This is a genomic window from Actinomadura geliboluensis (assembly GCF_043197915.1).
Lineage (GTDB): Bacteria > Actinomycetota > Actinomycetes > Streptosporangiales > Streptosporangiaceae > Spirillospora > Spirillospora geliboluensis.
Genome location: NZ_JBICUA010000005.1, coordinates 65,538 through 81,675 on the forward strand (window position 1 = coordinate 65,538; position 16,138 = coordinate 81,675).

9 protein-coding genes are annotated in these 16,138 nt (G+C 73.0%); 5 read left to right on the forward strand and 4 right to left on the reverse strand.

All coding sequences use genetic code 11. The features are described 5' to 3' along the window. Nucleotides 1-62 precede the first annotated feature (62 nt). Both ACGFI1_RS17860 and ACGFI1_RS17865 read left to right on the forward strand, forming a co-directional pair. On the forward strand, nt 63-1,139 hold the full coding sequence (locus tag ACGFI1_RS17860) for a hypothetical protein (RefSeq protein ID WP_386870261.1): 1,077 nt from the start codon (nt 63-65) through the stop codon (nt 1,137-1,139). A gap of 36 nt (nt 1,140-1,175) precedes the next feature. Further along, on the forward strand, nt 1,176-5,396 hold the full coding sequence (locus tag ACGFI1_RS17865) for a CHAT domain-containing protein (protein WP_392786381.1): 4,221 nt from the start codon (nt 1,176-1,178) through the stop codon (nt 5,394-5,396). A 27-nt stretch (nt 5,397-5,423) separates the two neighbouring features. Here ACGFI1_RS17865 and ACGFI1_RS17870 read toward each other — a convergent pair whose 3' ends face one another. Both ACGFI1_RS17870 and ACGFI1_RS17875 read right to left on the reverse strand, forming a co-directional pair. Next, a complete protein-coding gene (locus ACGFI1_RS17870; RefSeq protein ID WP_386870265.1) occupies nt 5,424-6,053 on the reverse strand; it encodes a LysE family translocator in 630 nt (209 codons plus the stop codon). A gap of 52 nt (nt 6,054-6,105) precedes the next feature. After that, on the reverse strand, nt 6,106-7,248 hold the full coding sequence (locus ACGFI1_RS17875) for an epoxide hydrolase family protein (RefSeq protein ID WP_392786383.1): 1,143 nt from the start codon (nt 7,246-7,248) through the stop codon (nt 6,106-6,108). Between the two features lie 62 nt (nt 7,249-7,310). Between ACGFI1_RS17875 and ACGFI1_RS17880 the strand changes: the two genes are divergently transcribed. From ACGFI1_RS17880 to ACGFI1_RS17890, 3 genes are all read left to right on the forward strand, one after another. Beyond that, entirely contained in the window at nt 7,311-8,351 is a 1,041-nt protein-coding gene (locus ACGFI1_RS17880; protein WP_392786385.1) for a helix-turn-helix transcriptional regulator, read from the forward strand. Nucleotides 8,352-8,917: 566 nt separating this feature from the next. Further along, nucleotides 8,918-10,024: a hypothetical protein gene (locus ACGFI1_RS17885; RefSeq protein ID WP_392786387.1), complete on the forward strand. Its 1,107-nt coding sequence runs from the start codon at nt 8,918-8,920 to the stop codon at nt 10,022-10,024. A gap of 53 nt (nt 10,025-10,077) precedes the next feature. Then, entirely contained in the window at nt 10,078-10,953 is an 876-nt protein-coding gene (locus ACGFI1_RS17890; protein WP_386870273.1) for a DUF4231 domain-containing protein, read from the forward strand. Between the two features lie 14 nt (nt 10,954-10,967). Here ACGFI1_RS17890 and ACGFI1_RS17895 read toward each other — a convergent pair whose 3' ends face one another. Both ACGFI1_RS17895 and fxsT read right to left on the reverse strand, forming a co-directional pair. Next, entirely contained in the window at nt 10,968-11,963 is a 996-nt protein-coding gene (locus ACGFI1_RS17895) for a hypothetical protein (protein ID WP_386870275.1), read from the reverse strand. 43 nt (nt 11,964-12,006) lie between these two features. After that, nucleotides 12,007-15,942, reverse strand: a complete 3,936-nt coding sequence (gene fxsT, locus ACGFI1_RS17900; RefSeq protein WP_392786390.1) for an FxSxx-COOH system tetratricopeptide repeat protein — start codon at nt 15,940-15,942, stop codon at nt 12,007-12,009. Nucleotides 15,943-16,138: the final 196 nt, after the last annotated feature.

The following is a 16,138-nucleotide window of genomic DNA, read 5'->3' on the forward strand; positions in this document are numbered from 1 at the left end:
CGAGCACGGCAAGGTGCTGACGCGGACGCCGCCCGCCGCCCAGGGGGACGCGGGAGCGGCGGGTGGACAAGCTTCTTGAGTCGCTCGCCGGGCCCTGGACGAAGCGGTGGACCGGGCACGTCGCGGCGGCGGCGCTGACGTTCTGGGCCATCGGCCTGAGCGCCCGGCTCGTCAGCGGCGGCGGCTCCGCCACCGCGTGCCGGGCCGGCGGGCCGGCCGATCCGCTGGGGCAGGCCTGGTGCCGGCTGGACGGGGCGGGCGCGGTCGGCTACGCGGCGCTGGTCGTCCTGGCGGGGTCGCTGGTGATCGGGTCGGCGCTGCTGGTCGCGGCGGCCACGCCCCGGATCGTCCACGTGATCGCGGGGGACGTGCCCCGGCCCGGCGGGCTGACCGCCTGGTCGCTGTGGGAGTGGCTGCTGCGCCGCCAGATCGCGCGGCGCCGCCGGGCGGCGCAGGCTCCAGGGCCGCCCGAACAGGCCGCCCTGCCCGACGCCCTCGACGCGGCGGAGAGGGAGATGGCCCGGGTCGCGCTGCTCGGCCGGATCGAGCGGGACGCGATCGGCGAGCTGTACCGGTACCCGGCGGCCGACGCGCTGATGGCGCCCACCCGGATCGGCTGCGCGCTCGCGGCGATGGTGGAACGGGTGGAGCGGCGGCACGGCCTCAACCTCGCCGCCTGCTGGGAGCACCTGCTGATGGTGCTGCCCCCGGACGCGCGGGCGCGGCTCGCCCAGGAGTCGCGCCGTGTCACGCTGCGCGGGCAGAACCTGGTGTGGACCCTGGCCGCCGTCCTGTGGACGCCCACCTTCGGCCCGTCCCGGTACGCGGTGGGCTGGGTGCTGGGCATCGCCCTGGTCACCGCCTTGCTGATGCGGGGCGTCCGGGAAGCGGTGGAGAACTACTGCGACCTCATCGAAGCGCTCATGACCTGCTACCGGGATCGGATCTACACCGCGGTCGGGTTCGCTCAGCCCACGTCCACCACGGGGGACGTCGCGGCGGGCAGGGTGCTGTCGGAGTACCTCGGCGGCTGGGCCGACGATCCGGCCGTCCCACTGTCGTGGCCTGCGCCGGAAGCCGCCCCCTGCCAGGGGAACGCTCCGCCGCAGGGCGACGGCGACTCGGAGGCGACCCCATGAGGTCACAGGTGAGGCCATGAGGTCACAGGTGAGGCCATGACGCGGGCGGATCTGCACGACTACATCAACTGGCTGCGGACCCGGCTCGTCGTGGTGCCCGGCGGGCCCCGGGCCGAGGCGGCGCTGCGGCTGGAACTGGCGAGCGCGCTGGCCGAACGGTACGAGTCCGCGGACCCGGAGGAGCAGGCCGAGGCCGCCGCCGATCTCGACGAGGTCATCGACTGCACCGAGTGGGCCGTCCGCGCCCTGGACCCCGGCGATGAGGGCCACGCCGACGCGCTCTCGTTCGCCGGGCAGGCGAGGGCCGAGCGGTACCGCCTCGGCGGTGCCGCGGCCGACCGCGACGCCGCGATCGAGCACCTCCGCACCTGGCTGCGGTCGGTCCCGGGGGATCCGGACGGCGGCGAACCGCTCGCCGACCTGGCCGCCCTGCTCCTCGACAGGTACGAGGAACGGACGGCCGGTGACGAGGACGTCCCGCGTGCCGAGCTGGACGTGGTCATCGACCACTGCGCACGCGCCCGGCGCATGGCGGGCGACTCCGAGGACGGCGACGCGCTGCGGCTATGGCTGGACTACCTGCACGGCATGGCGCTGGCCTTCCGCTTCGACCACCGCTACTTCGCCTTCGCCGACGCCTTCGACGCCTTCGACGCCCCCGATGACGGCCAGATCGCCCTGGCCCGAGCGGACCGCGACGCCGCGATCGACCTGCTGACCCGGCTGCGGGCCGCCATGGAGTCCGGCGAGCACGCAGACGAGGCGACGCTGTCGATCGTCACGGGACGCCTGGGCGAGCTGCACTGGGACCGCCGCACCGATCCCTGGCCGGACGCGCCCGAACCCGACGACGGTGACGCCGACCGGGCGGTGGAGCTGCTCGGCCGCGTCGCCGACGCCCCCGGAGCGCTCCCCGGCACGATCGGCTACCTCGCCGACGCGCTGAGGGGACGGTTCGAGGCGAGGGGCGCGGAGGACGACCGGCTCGCCGCCATCGCCCGCTTCGAGCAGCTGCTGGACGGCGCCGGGGAGGCGACGGCCGCGCACGCCCACGAGATGCTCGGCGACCTGCATTTCGCCGGCGCCGACCGCGACCCGCCCCCGGACGGCCGCCGCGAGGGCTTCACCGCGGCGATCGAGCACTACGGGGCCGCGCTCGCGGCGGCGCGCGACGACGCCCGCGGGCTGTTCGCCGGCCTCCTCGCCTACACGTACTGGAAGCGGGCCGACGGCGCGGCGACCGACGACGACCTCGACCGGATCGCCGAGCACGCGGGGGAGGCGTGGGAGCGGCTCGAACCCGGAGAGGGCCGGACGCTGGGCGGCCTCATGCTCGGGGTCGCCCTGCACGACCGGCTGCCCCGCTCGCGCCGCGGCCGCGCCGCCGACCTCGCCGACATCGAGCGGGCCGCGGCCGTGCTCACCGAGGTCGAGCCCGACTGGCGGGACGACCCGGACACGTGCTCGACCGTCGCGGCCATGATCGGGGTGCTGCTCACGGCGCGCGGCCAGGCGACCTCGAACGCGGCCGATCTGCGGGCCGCGGGGCCGTGGCTGACCCGCGCCCTGGAGACGCTGCCGGTCGGCACCCGGCCCGGCGACGTGATCGTCCGCAACGTGGCGATCGGGCTGATGACCCGGTCGGCGTACGACATGTCCTCGGCCGACACCGCGACCGCGATCGGCCTGCTGCGCGCGGCCCTCGACGACCCCCGCTCCGGGCAGCGGGAATGGACCCGGGCCGCGCTCGGTATCATGCTCTGCCAGAACGACGCGGGCCTCGCCGAGGGGATCGGGCACCTGGAGGCGGCGTACCGGGAGCTCCCCCCGGACGACCGGGACCGGATCACCGTGGCCGAGGCCCTCGCGGGCGCGCTGACGCGGCGCTTCAACGAGAGCCGCGACCTGGAGGACACGCGGGCCGCCGAGCACTACCGCGAGATCGTCGTGGAGTACTTCCGGCGGGCCGGTGCGGGCGAGGACCACTTCTCGCCCGACGCGCCGGCGCTGCTCCGGGCGGGCCAGGCCGGCCTCGCCATCGCCCGTGGCGCGTTCGGCGGCGGGGACGAACTCGTCGGCCGCGGCGTGGCGGAGATGCGCGCCGCGCTGGACTCGCTGCCCGAGTCGCACCCGCACCGCGCGCGCATGCGGGCCGAGCTCGGCACCGGAATGATCATGCATGGGCTGACGGGCCGCGGCGGCGGGACGGTCGCGCTCCTGGAGGCCGCCGACCATCTGAGCGCCGGGCTGGCCGAGCAGCCGCCCGGCCATCCGGCCCGGCCGTACACGCTGCTGCGCGCCGCCAGCGGGCACCTGCTCATCGCGATGGGCACCCAGGACCGGACGGCGGCCAAGGAGGCCATGCGGATCGCCGATCTCGGCTTGGACGAGCGCGCGGGGGACGCGAACGTCCTGGTCCGGCTGGGCTTCTTCGCCGCGGCCGCGCGGTACGCGCTCGGGGGGCTCACCCGCGACCCCGGCTGGTACGCCGAGGCCGCGTCCCGGCTGGAAGGGCTGCTGGCGGATCCCGGCGTGCGGCCCAACCCCGACATCGAGGCCGGGATGCGGATGTTGCTCGCCATGACGCGCCGGGAGGAGGGGCACCACGACGCCGCGCGCGAGGCCGGTCTCGCGGCGCTGCGGGCGCACGGCAAGGCCGTCCTGCTCCAGACGGGGACCGGGCAGGCGCTCGCCCGGGCCCGCGCGGTCTACCCGCAGGCGGAGCAGATCGCCGACTGGCACGTGCGGGACGGCGACCTCGGCGGGGCGGTGACCGCCCTGGAGCTCGGGCGGGGCCTCGTCCTGCACGCCGCGACCTCCGCCGCCGACGTGCCGTCCCTGCTGGCGGACGCGGGCCACGGCCCGCTCGCCGCCGAATGGCGCGCCGCCCCCGGCGCGTACGGCACCCGGCCGTGGGAGCGCGGCCAGGACCTGGCGGAGCTGCTCACGTCGCAGGGCGGGTTGGTCGTCCCGTCCGAGCTGGGCCGCCGGGCGCTGGCCGCGCTGGCCGGCGGCTCCGCGGAGACCCGCCTGCTCAACCCGCCGTCCACGGCGGACATCGCGCGGGCGCTGGCCGCGACCGGTGCCGACGCGCTGGTCTACCTGCAGCCGCCGGTACCGGGCAGAGCGGGCACCGGCATCGTCGTCACCGCGGACGGCCGGCTGCTCCCGCTCTCGATGCCGCTCCTGATGGACGAGTACAGCGGCATCCTGGACGAGTACATCGACGCGGGCAACGCGGTGCAGACCATGACCCCCGAGGAGCTCGCCGACCGCGACCCGACAGCCTCGAACCGCTGGCGGCGGGCTCTCGACGCCCTGTGCAACTGGGCCCATACGGCCGTGATGCGGCCGCTGCTCGGGCTCTGCGCGGACCAGTGGCGGGGCCGGGAGCCGCGGCTGGTGCTGGTCCCGGTGGGAAGGCTGAGCGTCGTGCCATGGCACGCCGCCCGCCGGCGCCCCCGCGAGGAGGGCCCGCCGCGCTACGCCTGCGCCGACGCGGTCATCTCCTACGCCGTGTCAGGACGCCAGCTCGTGGACGTCGCCCAGCGGCCCGTCCGCCCGGTCGGGGACGACCCGCTGATCGTCAGCGACACGTCCGGGACCCTCTACTACGCCCCCATCGAATGCAAGGAGATACGTCGCCACTTCTTCCCCGGGGCGCGCCTCCTCGGCGACGAAGGCCTCACCGAGCGCTCGGGCGACGGCACTCCGGACGAGGTGCTGGAGGGCTTCCCGGCGGCGGGCCGCCCGGGGGCGTCGGACGTCCACCTGGCCTGCCACGCCTTCGCCCGGGAGGAGCCGACGGCGGCGTTCTTCCACCTGGCGGGTGGCCAGCCGCTGACGATCGAGCGGATCCTGCGGACCGCGCGCGGCCGCGACCCCGCCGCGCCGGGCGGGCGGGTCACCGCGGCCGCGTGCGTCAGCGACCTCGCCGTGAGCGACTACGACGAGGCGCTCACCCTGTCGACGGCGATCCTCGCCGCGGGCCCGGTCACCGCCGTGGGCTCGCGTTGGAAGATCCCCGACCGGGCGGCGTCCCTGCTCATGTTCGTCTATTACCGGCATCTCCATCGGGGGCTGTCTCCCCGCGACGCTCTGCGGGCGGCGCAGCTCTGGATGCTCGACCCGTCCCGCGAGGCACCGGAGGGCATGGCCGACGAGCTGCTCCTAGCGATGGAAGAAGTCGAGGACGACCCGGACGGCCCCCTGTACGACGTGTACTCCTGGGCGGCCTACACCCACCAGGGCCGCTGACCCGTCGAGCAGGCCGGGGCGACCCGGTCAGTGTTCCGCGGCGAGGGTGACGCCCAGGCCGATGAACACGCTCCCGGTCGCGGCGTCGATCCTGCGGCGCACCGCCTGGCGCCGGCGAAGCCAGCCGCCGATCCGCCCGGCCAGGACGCCGACCGTTCCGTCCGCCAGGAACTCCAGGACGATCAGGATGGCGCCCAGGATGGCGAACTGCACCCAGACGGGCCCCGCCGTGGGGCTGATGAACTGGGGCAGGAAGGCGACCATGAACGTGAACGTCTGCGGGTTGGCCATGGACGACACCACGCCGTTGAGGAAGGCGCGCCGCCCCCGCATCCCCCCACCGGCCAGGTCGTCGGCCTGGCCGTCCCTGCGCCGGCGGATCATCTGGACGCCGAGGTAGATCAGGTACGCGGCCCCGGCGATCCGTATCACCGTGAACACGACCGGGAACGCCGTCAGCAGCACCGCGAGCCCGGCCGCGGCCGCGACGATGTACAGCGCGTCGCCCGTGATCACACCGACCGTGGCCAGCAGCCCGGCGCGGGCGCCGCCGCGCACGCCGCACCCCATCACGAACAGCATGTCGGGCCCCGGAGTGATCAGCGCGACGACGGTGGTCGCCGTGAACACGGCGAGCAGGTGCGGCTCGATCGGCATGACTCGATCATGCCATCCCCGGCCGCCAGGATCTGGACGGGCACCTGACCGGTCAGCGCAGTCCGGCGAAGAAGGCGCGGATGTCGGCGGTGACGTCGCCGGGGGCCTCCATCGCGGCGAAGTGGCCCCCCTCGGGGAACTCGCTCCAGTGCACGATGTTGGTGTTGTCCCTCGCGGCGAGGGACCTGATCGTCTGGAAGTCGTCGGCGAACACCGCGACGCCCGTCGGGGCCGTGTTCACCGTGGGCTCGGCCTCCGCGCGGGCCTGCTCGTAGTAGTACCGGCTCGCGGTGGCCTGCGTGTTGGTGAACCAGTAGAGGGACACCTGGGTCAGGATCTGGTCGATCGTCACCAGGCTGGTGCCGTTGCCGAAGGAGTTGAGCAGTTCGCTGTAGGCGAGTTGCCCCACGGGCGAGTCCGCCACCGCCGCGCCGATCGTCTGCGGACGGGCGGCGTTCATCGCGTTGTAGCCGCCGACCGACTGGAACCACTGCATGTGCTCCAGTGCCGCGTACTCCTTCGGGCCGAACCCCTCGAACTCGGCGGGGTCGCCGGACGGGAAGGAGAACAGCTGCAGGACGTGCATCCCGAGGAACCCGGGCGGGCTCAGAAGGCCCAGCTCGCGGCAGACCATCGCGCCCATGTCGCTGCCGTGCGCGCCGTAGGAGTCGTAGCCGAGCCGGCGCATCAGGGTGTCGAGCGTCCGGGCGACCTTCGCCTGCGTCCAGCCGCCGCCCTCCAGCGGCGTGCTGAAGCCGAAGCCGGGGATCGACGGGACGACCACCGAGAACGCGTCCTCGGCCCGGCCGCCGTGGGCGACGGGGTCGGTGAGCGGGCCGATCATGTCGAGGTAGTCGCAGAACGACCCCGGGTAGGTGTGCAGCAGGAGCAGCGGCGTCGCGTCCGCCTCCGCCGACGGCACCTGCACGAAGTGGACGGTCTGGCCGTCGATCTCGGTGAGGTAGTTCGGGAATGCGTTCATCCTCACCTCGGCCGCGCGCCAGTCGAACGAGCTGCGCCAGTACGCGACGGTCTCGCGCAGGTAGCCGTTCGGGGTGCCGAGCGTCCAGTCGTCGGCCGCCGCGGGCCGGGGCAGGCGGGCGCGGGAGAGCCGCGCGCGGAGGTCGTCGATCTCGGCCTGCTCGATCGAGACGGTGAAGGGACGGATCTCGGTGGAGCCCTGCTTGTTCGTCATGCCCTCACGGTAAGAGCCATATAGGAAGAGTCACTTCCTATATGTGCCGGGATACTGGAGAGATGTTGCCGACGTCCGCGCGCCTGCTGGCGCTGCTCGCCCTGTTCCAGTCCCAGCGTGACTGGACGGGCGGGCAACTCGCCGAGCGCCTCGGCGTGACGTCCCGCACGATACGCACCGACATCGAGCGGCTGCGCGACCTCGGCTACCCGGTCGAGGCCACCCGGGGAGCGGCGGGCTCCTACCGGCTCGGCGCGGGGACCCGGCTGCCGCCGCTGCTGCTCGACGACGAGGAGGCCGTCGCCGTCGCGATCGGGCTGCGCGCGGCCGCCGGCGTCGGCGGCATCTCCGAGAGCAGCGCCCGCGCCCTGGCGAAATTGGAGCAGGTGCTTCCGCACCGGCTGCGGCGCAAGGTCCTGGCCGTGCACGAGGCCACGTCCCGTGCACCGGAGAACCTCGACACCGACGCGGCGGATCCGGAGACCGATGGCGCGCTCCTCGCCGCGATCGCCTCCGCCATTCGCGACGGCGTCCAGCTCCGCTTCGACTACGCCTCCGCAGCCGAGCCCGCCGGGGACGAGCCCCCTTCCGCCACCGCCGCGCCCCCGGGCGGCAAACTGGTCGAGCCCTACCGCCTCGTGAGCTGGCGCCGCCGCTGGTACCTCGTCGCCCGGGACCCGGCGTCGGACGCCTGGGCGGCCTTCCGGGCCGACCTGATGACCCTGCGCACGCCCGGCGGACCCACCTTCACCCCCACCCCGCTGCCGGGCGGCGACTACACTTCGTTCGTCCTGCGGAATGTGGCGGTGACGGGCTGGAAGGTCCACGCCCGCGTGACCGTCCATGCCCCGGCCGAACAGGTCCTCGCCCGCATCAACGCGACGGTCGGCCTGGTCGAATCCGTCGCCGCGGACCTCTGCGTCCTGGCCACCGGTGCCGACAGCCTGGAGACCATCGCCGCCTACCTCGGGATGCTCGGCCTCGACTTCGACATCGTCTCCCCGCCCGAGCTGCGCGAACACGTCACGGTCCTCGGCCACCGCTACCTTCGCGCGAGCGCGTCCGAGGCTCCCGGGGCCGACCCGGGAGGCGGTGCGGCATGACCAGCCAAGCCGGCCAGGGTCGACGCCACGCGCGGGATGCTCTCATGAGCTCCTGAAGAGGCCCCCTTGGGCTAGGCGCTCCTGCCCTTCGACGCCATCGCGGTGTGCTCCGCCGCCCACTGGGAGCGACTCTGCGCGGGTGCACGACAGATCAACCATGGACGATCGGGGCCTCACAGGTCATCCGGACACGTCCTGCGGCAGTCCCCATTTCCGGCTCCGATTGAGCCATTCAACTGATCAACAGTCCGCCCATCAAGATCACATACCGCGCGGTTACATCTTCCGGCGGATGGTGGTAACCGACGGGCTCGCCGATTATCATCGAATGGCTCGGTGGTAACGCAGATCGTGGGTGCCGACGCGGCCCGTGAGGGGGCGGCCACGGGTATGAACAGGGGTCGTCCAAAATGACAACGCCAAGAATGGTCCGCGGCCCGGCGGCCAGGCGATTTGTCATTGCAGTCGCCATTATCGCACTGGGTGTCTCGGTCGGCCGTGCCGCCGGGGCCGGACGGGTCGAAAATCTGGTCAACGGCCATCCGTATTTCCTCGCCATCTCGGCATTGCTCGCCATCGGGCTCTACAGCAGCACCCACGGGATCGAGTACGCGCGGATGCGCGCGGACCTGCGCGTCGTGGTGCTCGCGGTCACCGTGGGAGTGCTGGTCAAGGCGACGATCATCACGCTGGTCATGGTGGCGCTGTTCCCTGGGCCCGAGGCACTGGTGCTCGGCGTGGCGGTCGCGCAGATCGACCCGCTCTCGGTCGCCGCGCTGCAGCACTCCTCGCGGCTGTCCCCGCGCGGCAGGACGCTGCTGCTGGCGTGGGCGTCGTTCGACGATCCGGTGACCACGCTGCTGACCGTCTACGCCGCGACGCTGTCGGCGACGGCCTACGACCTCGACCGCACCGGCGAGCTGACCGCGCTCCAGAGCGGCGGCCTGGGCGGCTTCCTGATCGGAGTGGCCGCCAACGCGGCCTTCGCGGCGGTGGTCTGCGGGGCGTGGTGGGCGCTGCGGAAGTGGCGTCCGGGCACGGTCGCCGGCTTCGCGGTGGGCTGCGGGCTGCTGCTGGCCGCCGCCGTCGTGGCGGTCTCCCAGTTCTGGATGCTCGGTGTGGCGCTCGTCGGCCTGTACGTCCGGCCGGTCCTGGCCAGGGCGCCCGAGGCGTTCGAACGCCGGCTCGGGCAGCTGACCCAGGCCGCCCTGCTGCTGGCCGTGCTCGGGGTCGGCTTCCTGCTGTCGGTGCGGGTGCTGTTCGCCGCCGGGATCGTGCTCGGTTTGACCGCGTTCGCGGCGCACTCGCTCGTCAGCCTTCCCCTGACGCGCGGGCAGGACGCCGATGACCGCGCCCAACTGGCGATCGCACAGCAGAACGGCATCACGGCGGTCGTCCTCGCACTCCTGCTCACCCCGCTGTTCCCCGGCGTGGTGGCGACCGTCGCGCCCGCGATCGTCGTCATCAACGCGCTGCACGCCCTCGCCAACGCCGGCTACGACCGCGCCGGCTCCTGGGCGGCCGTCCGGGGCCGGCTCGTCCGGTCTGTTCCGTCCCGCCGGACGAACCGCGCCGGCGCCGTGGAGGTGAGGGGGACGCGGGTGCCGCCGGCTCCACCCCGGCCCGGCGACGAGCAGCCCGTCCGCTCCTCCGGGCCCCGTGCCGACCGATGACGTCCCAGCCGCCGCAGGGAGGCGACCAGGTGCAGGGTGAGGAGACCGGACCCGTGGCGGTCCAACGAGTCTGGGACCGGCAGAGCGTCTGGTCGCAGGGCGCCGACCGGCTCAACCGGCTGATCGGCCGGACCCGGCTGGCGAGCCTGGTGCTCGGCGCGGCCGCCGCCGTGATGGGTGCCGCGGCGGCCCAGACGATGGCCTTCGGGCCGCTCGGCGAGATCCTCGCCTTCGGCGCCGCCGTCGCCGCCGCGCTGGTCCCGCTCACCGCGAGGTCCGCGGGACCGGACGCCGTCCGCGACTGGACGCGCCTCCGCTCGATCTCCGAGGCACTGAAATCGGAGGTGTACGTCCACCTGGCGGGGGCGGGCAGGTATCGGGGCGCGCCCGGCCCCGGACCGCTGCTGGACGAGGCCGAACGCATCGAGGCCGATGGCACCGACCTGCTTCCCCGCCTCGCCGGCATCCAGCCGGTCACCCGGACGCCTCCCGCGGTCTCCGGCATCGGCTCCTACATCACCGAGCGCATCCAGGGACAGCTGGACGGCTACTACCGGCCCAAGGCGCTGCGCATGGGCCGCAACGTCCGGATCGTCCGCCGGATCGAGTCCGCGCTGGGCGCCGCCGGCGCCGTCGCCGGCGCGGTCGCGGGAGCCTTCCAGGTGGGGGAGATCGCCGCCTGGGTCGCCGTGTTCGCCATGCTGGCCGCCGCGGTCGGCACGCACGCGGCCGCCGCCAAGTACGAGTACCGGGAACTGGAGTACACCCGGACCGCCGAACAACTGACCCGGCTGCTGGCCCGGCGCGAACGGAACGCCCCGTCCACCGCCGACGATGCCTTTCTCGCCGAGTGCGAGCTCGTCATATCCGCTCAGAACGAAGCGTGGATGGCCAAGGTCTCCGGTAACGACGCCCCTGCCCTGCCCTGACCCGCAGCCGGGTCTCAGCGGGCGGTGATCGCCTGCGCAAGCGTGTTCATCGCCGCCTCCGCCACGGCGACCTTGGCCTGGTCGAGGGTCACGCCGATCAGGGCGTCGTCCGCTCCCAGCCGCCGGTAGTACAGCGCGCCCGCCTCGACGTCGAGGACCACGCGCCGCAGCGTCCCGCCGAGCAGCGGGAGGAGCATGCGGTCCATCCGGTTGCCGGTGATGTAGGTCAGCTTGCCGATGCGCTCGTAGTGCTTCCTGCGCTCGTCGTGGTCGGTGTGGACGGTGAGCGCCGCCAGCTTCGGATGCCGGAGCAGGTCCGCCGACCGGACCGGCTCGGCTCCCTCCAGGTACATCACGAAGTGCAGCGCCTCGGGGCTGAGTGCGGCGCGGAAGTGGCCGCCGAGCTCCGGGTGGGCCCCGTCGAGCCCGAACTCGTCGATGTACGGCTCGTCGTCGGCCAGATCGGCCTCCTCGACCTCGACGTCGTACTCGGTGGCCGCACCGCCCGGGTTCAGGTGGCCGCCGTAGCCGCGGGCGAGCCGCACCAGGTCGCAGAGATGCCCCATGGCGGCGTCGGCCTCGTCCGCCGGTGTCTCCGCCAGAGCCGCGCCCACCAGGTACTCTCCGGCGAAGGGCGAATGGTAGAAGAGCGCCCCGTCCCCGACGTCGAACACGCATCGGATCAGGCGGCCGCTCCGGACCGGCACGAACGCCTTGTCGAGGCGCGCCACGACGTAGTGCAGTTGCTGGCCGCTCGTGTGCAGCGACTCCCGCTTGCGCTTGGCGTCATCCAGGGAGTCGATGCCGGGCTCGTCGTCGGAGTCGAAGGTGTCCTGCCAGAACTGCTGGTTGCCCTGGATGTAGTACGCGACGTACTGCACCGTGCGGCTTCTCAGCGCCTGCCAGGCCAGGTCCTTGAGCTTCTCCAGGCCGGTCGCCGACCGGTTCGGCTGCCCTTCGGTCTTCTTCAGCCTCGGCCCGTTGCCGTTCTCGGGGACCTCTGTCGTCATCACATACCCCGTTCCCAGTCGCCGCGCCCTCTTCCCACGCTTCTCACGTCGACGGAATCTCAATGTCGATGTCCCTGCGCAGACCGCTGTCCAGGCTGGTATCGGCCCCAGCCTTCAGGTCCTCGGTGACCTGCAAGTTGGTGTAGGCGATCTGGCTGAGCGGGTGTCGTTCCCCCAGCCGATTGCTGTAGCTGTCGTAGACGTGGCGCTCGTGCTCGCATGCGGCCTCGGCCCTCCCCACGGCCGCCAGTGCGTTGGCGTACCCGATCTCCGCGGCGAGCGTGAACGGGTGCTCCGGCCCCACGCTCGCGTCGTCGTGCAGGGCCCGCCACGCCTTCTCCGCGTTGGGCAGGGCCTCGGCAAGCCGGCCGTTGCGGCGCGCGTACACGGCGAGGTTGGCCTGGCATGCGCGGGTGAACGGATGCGACTCCCCGAAGCCCTCCCGGTAGAGCCGCAGATTGAGCCGCCCGCGTTCAAGCGCTTCCACGCTCCTGCCGGAAGCCGCCTGGGTCGCCGCGACGCTGACGGCGCAGGAGAGCGTGGCCGGGTGGTGGGGACCGTAGAACTGGCGGCTGCGGTGCCAGGTGCCGGTGATGGACTCGAGCGCCTCTTCCGCCTGGCCGGCGTACCGCTGGGTGACGGCCAGGGCCTGCTCCGCCCGCAGGGCGGCGGGAGTGTTGTTCCTCCCGCTGGAGCGCAGCATGCCCAGCACCTGCTCGAGATGGCTCACGGCGTTGGCGTAGTCGCCGAGCTCCCGGTAGTCGATGCTGAGCATCACGAGCGTGTGCCAGGTCTCCGGTGCCTGCTCGCCCAGCACCCGGCGCCGTGTCTCGTAGACGGAGCGGTCCTGCTCCATGGCCGCCTCGATCGCGCCGGTCAGCCTGAACGAGACGGCGAGGTTGTTGGCCTCGCGCAGCGTGTCCGGGTGCTCCTCGCCGAGCCGCCGGCGGAACTCCTCCAGCGTCCGCTCGTCCAGCCGTGCCGCCTCGCCGAACCGCCCCTGGGTGCGCAGGTCCGCGCCGGCGGCCCGCCGGATCTTCAGGCCGAGCAGATGGTTGGCCGGCAGGTGCTCCTCGCGCAGCCGCCCGGCCTCCTCGTCCCAGCGGGCGGCCTTGGCGTACTCGCCCAGCTCGCGCAGCGCGTTGGCGAGCTCCACGAGCAGCTCCAGCCGGTAGCGGTCGCCCTCCCCGAAGTCGCCGGTCCAGTGGGCCCGCAACTGGTCGGCCAGGTCGACGGCCACCTGCCAGTCGTTGGTCAGGTACAGGTGCCTGACCTGCCGGACGGCCCACGCGCGCACCGGGTCGGCGGCCTTCACCGTGTCGCCGATCTCGCAGGCCGCCACATGCCGCTGCAGCTCCCGGTGGCGCCGTTCCCGGAGGGCGCCGGACGCCTCGTCGCCGGGCACGGCCGCCGCCAGCACGGCCTGCGCCGAGGTGCGGGCCGTGAGCTGCTCCTCCGCCGTCATCCGGCCGCGGACGATCCGCAGCGTGTGCGGGTGCACGCACAGCCGGCCGAGCTGCTGGTCGACCTGGATCAGCGAGTAGCGCTTGAGCGTCTGGACGACCTCGTCGATGGTGACGTCGAGACCCACGTCCGGGTCGTGCCTCCCCACCTGCTCGCGCATCCCGGCGGAGCGGACCAGCTCCATGGCGACACCGTCCGGGGACAGGTACACGCAGATGCGCAGCAGCCAGAGCGCCGCCACCCGCTCGCCGGCGAGGCGGTCCAGGGAGAGCTCCGCGGGCCGCTCCTTGTCGGCCGGAACGGTGATCTCGCCCCTGTCGCCGAGCATGTCGAGGAGTTCGTCGACGAGCGCACTGGGCGTGCGGTCCGCGGGCGGGCCTTCCTGGCTCTGCGCCGCCGACCAGGCCATGGCGACCCACCCTGCCGCCTGGTCGATGGAGAGCGGCTGGTCGTGCAGGCGCTCGGCCACCTGGTCGGCCATCGCCCTGGTGATGGCCGGGTCCCCGATGCGGGCCAGGAAGAGCCGGATGCTCTCGGCGCGCTCGAAACGGCCGACGGGCAATACGGTGTGCCCGGCCGCGGCCCAGCCCTCGTGCCGGGACGTCACCAGCACGTTGCCCGGCCCACCGGTCGGCATCAGCTCGGCCAGCCCGCGCGGGTCGTCGGCGCCGTCGTAGATCAGCAGCCACCGGCCCGGGTCGTCGCCGGCCGCCAGTGCCCGCCGGACCTGGTCGACGGCGTCGTGGGCGTCGGTGGAGGCGCCCTCGCGCAGCCGCGGCAGCAGCTCCGCCAGCTTGGTCCGCACCTGGTGGGCGTCCTCGGCGGGAATCCACCAGATCACGTCGTAGTCGTGGGCGAACAGCCACGCGTACATCGCGGCGACGCTGCTCTTCCCGATCGCCGTCGGGCCCGTGAGCACCGTGGGGCGCCCGGTGCCGCGGTCGCGCACGAGCGCGTCGCGGAGGTCGCGCAGGAGACCGTCCCGTCCGACGAAGTTCTTCGCGGGCGCGCTGACCTCCCGGACCCGCGGGGGGCGTTTCGGGAAGCGCGGCGCGTCCGGCGCGTCGACGTCGCGGGGCTCGAGCTGTTCCAACCAGGTGAAGGTGGTGAGCAGCTTCCGCCGCGCGGCATCGGCGTCGGTCCCGTAGGGCACCAGGTCGACGTCGACGGCGAAGTCCAGGTGCTCGTGGAGCGTGCCCTCCCGGACCCGGACGCCGATCAGCCGCTTGTCGTCGCGTGCGCGGGAGCCCGCCTTCAGGTCCGCGATCAGCGGCCATGCCTCGTCGAACTCAGGCGCCTCCGCGAGGTCCGGCGAGAGCAGCACGATGGTGGTCTCGACGGGCGTGCCCGGTGTGCCGTACGGCCTGACCCGCAGACCCGCACTCCGCAGGACCCACGTCATCCAGTCGTTCCACGGGCCGTCCGCCACGCAGGACAGGATCGCCACGTCGTGCACGGGCGCCGCGGGCTGGGCGGTCAGAGAACGCTTCAGCGCCCTCCGAACCGGTTCCGGGCGCGGCTTCGCCTTGGTCGCCGGGTCCCCGGTGATGGCCTGGGCGAGTGCCTCGTAGGCCTTGAGCGCCGTCCCCGGCTGGACGGTGTCCTCGGCGATGGCCGCGATGATCGGGTGCCGCCGGAAGTAGGGCGACTCCGGGACGGTGACATTGGCCCAGTACCGCGCCCGCTCGCCCTCGTCCGGCATCTGGAGCAGCGGGCCGAACCGGCTGCGGGCGAAGGGCTTCATGTCCTCGACGGTGTTCCGGTCGTCCCACATCGGCACCGGCAGCACTCGGACGGGGCCTTCGGCGCGACGCTCGGTGAGCCGGCGCAGCGTCCGCGTCAGCTCGGCGGCCAATGTGATCTCCTGGGCGTAGCCGAGTTTGAAGCAGGCCACCAGGACGTCGGCGAGGTGGGTGACGCCGTGCTGGGCGACGGTGGGCCGCCCCGAGAGGTTGTCGAGCAGGATGTAGTCGTACCCGCTCTCCGTGAGTTCGGTGCGCAGCGATGCCAGGAAGTGGCGGCCGGGCCGGCTCTCGACGAACAGCTTCCAGTCGAAGCTCTCCGTTTCGGCCCAGTACCCGTCGTCGGAACGCCGGCCGGGGCCGAGGTAGGCGAGCTTTCCCGCGAGGTCGAAATCGAGCCCGGCCCGGGGCCAGCCGAGGGTCAGGATGTGCCCGCCGATCCGCCCGTGCCGCTCCCACAGCGCGTCGAGACCCGAATCGGGAGCGGGGTCGCGCTGGGCGATGTCCCAGTAGTCGCGCACCACATCGAAGATCCCCGGCTGCTCATCGGCGATCTCCTCGCTGGGGAAGAATCCGGCGAGATATTGATCGACAGAAGGCCGCTGCGCGCCGATGGCCCAGTCGGCGACGAGCACATTGTGGCCGTGGTCGGCCAGAATCCACGCCGTGTTCGCCAGCGCCATGGAGCAGCCGATTCCCGGCTGGGCGCCGTGGAATGCGATGATCTTTCCGGTGGATGCCGCGGCGGGCGCCTCTTCGTGCCGTGGAGTCACCCTAGCCCCCACTCTGGGACACAAGTGTACAACTGCCGAGAAATGCTACGGATAGCCCATGGTATATCCACTCCGAGCCCCTGCCTCACCTCTTGGCGTGACATCCATTCAAACGATCACGTGATCCCAGTTTAGGGCTGTCCCAAATGCGGTGAAACATGACCGCATCAGGCCGAATTGGGCCGGTTTAGATCGC